Origin of the sequence: Streptomyces sp. TRM64462 (assembly GCF_013362995.1) — a bacterium.
Classification (GTDB): Bacteria; Actinomycetota; Actinomycetes; order Streptomycetales; family Streptomycetaceae; genus Streptomyces.
Genome location: NZ_JABWDV010000230.1, coordinates 1 through 1,198, shown reverse-complemented (window position 1 = coordinate 1,198; position 1,198 = coordinate 1). Strand labels below are relative to the sequence as shown.

The following is a 1,198-nucleotide window of genomic DNA, read 5'->3' as shown; positions in this document are numbered from 1 at the left end:
GGTCCGGCCGTGACCGCGTAAGGTGCCGATCATGCATTCGACCGTGCTTCCGCCGCCTGCCGCATAACGCGGGCGGCGCACTCCTGACGAAGACCGGGCTCGGGCCTTTCGTGCTCCCGAGCGGCTCGTCGCTGCCCGCGTACGGATCCCCACGCGTCCAGCGGCCAGTCCACCCGTCTTCATCGGGAGAAGTCACGTGTCGAACCCTCTCCGTACGTCCGCTTCGGCGTCCGCGCCTGCGGCCACGGTCACAACCACGGCCACAACCAAGGCCACGCCTGTCGGGCGTGCCCTCCTCTATCTGATCGTCGCCGGGATCGCCTGGGGCACCGCGGGGGCGGCCGCCTCACTGGTGTTCCGGGTCAGTGATCTCGGTCCCTTCGCCCTGTCCTTCTGGCGCTGCGTGGGCGGACTCGCGCTGATGGCGGGCTTCGTCGCCCTTCGCCGACGACGGCGGCAGCCGGGCAGCGCCGTCACCGAGCCGCGCCGCCGCAAGCTGCTGCGCATCCTCGGTACGGGTATCGCACTCACCGTCTTCCAGAGCACGTACTTCGCGGCCGTCGAGGCGACCGGGCTGGCCGTCGGTACGGTCGTCACGCTCGGCGCCGGGCCCGTCCTCATCGCGCTCGGGGCGCGGCTGACCATGGGTGAGCGGCTCGGGCGCGGCGGGGGCGCCGCGGTGGCCGGGGCGCTCGCCGGGCTCGTGGTGCTCGTGCTGGGCGGCGACTCCGGGACCGTACGGCCCGCGGGCGTCGCCCTGGCGGTGCTGTCGGCCGCCGGGTACGCCACGGTCACGCTGATCACCCGGTGGCTCGGCCGGGACGAAGGCGGCGGTGACGCGCTCGCCACCAGCACCTGGGCGTTCGGGATCGGCGCCGTCGGGCTGCTGCCGCTCGCGTTGGCCGAGGGGCTGCTGCCCCACACGGCCGAGCCCGCGCGGGTCCTGTTGCTGCTGCTGTACGTGGCGGCCGTGCCGACCGCGCTGGCGTACGGGCTGTACTTCGCGGGGGCGGCCGTGATCCGGGCGGCGACCGTGTCGGTGATCATGCTCCTGGAGCCGGTCAGCGCGGCGGCCATCGCCGTTCTGCTGCTCGACGAGCGGCTGACCCTGGCCACGGTCACCGGCACCCTGCTCCTGCTGACCGCCGTGACCGGGCTCGCGGTCGCCGAGACCAGGCTCGCGGCGGTGCGCCGACGC

The 1,198-nt window shown here is 74.1% G+C and carries 1 protein-coding gene; it reads left to right on the top strand.

Annotated features, from left to right (window positions below; translation table 11 throughout):
- Positions 1–301 precede the first annotated feature (301 nt).
- Positions 302–1,198: DMT family transporter (locus HTZ82_RS10645; protein ID WP_217623899.1), on the top strand; the 897-nt coding region annotated here is incomplete at its 3' end.